The sequence below is a fragment of the Halomonas sp. ND22Bw genome, assembly GCF_003011945.1.
GTDB classification, from domain to species: domain Bacteria; phylum Pseudomonadota; class Gammaproteobacteria; order Pseudomonadales; family Halomonadaceae; genus Halomonas; species Halomonas halophila.
Window position 1 is genome coordinate 1 of sequence record NZ_PXWD01001362.1, and the last position, 252, is coordinate 252.

The 252-nt window shown below is 64.7% G+C and carries 1 protein-coding gene; it reads right to left on the reverse strand.

The window, feature by feature from the left end; all coding sequences use genetic code 11:
- Positions 1-96: 96 nt before the first annotated feature.
- On the reverse strand, positions 97-249 hold the full coding sequence (locus tag CVH10_RS22630; RefSeq protein WP_369335983.1) for a signal peptidase II: 153 nt from the start codon (positions 247-249) through the stop codon (positions 97-99).
- Between the last annotated feature and the right edge of the window lie 3 nt (positions 250-252).

Here is a 252-nt window from a genome sequence, read left to right on the forward strand (position 1 = left end):
GGACGCGCGCGGTCGTAACCGCTTTTCCCGCAGCCCGAGACAAGGGCAAGCGCCGTGAGCGAGGCCACCACGACGACAGACTTACGCATGGACATTCTACGAAGGATCGGGCCGCTTCTCGCGGATCAGGAGCGCGCGTGCCAGCAGAATCAGCACGCCGATGGTAATCGCCGCGTCGGCGACGTTGAAGATCAGGAACGGGCGCCACTCGCCGAAGTGCAGGTCGGCGAAATCGACGACATAGCCCAGCCG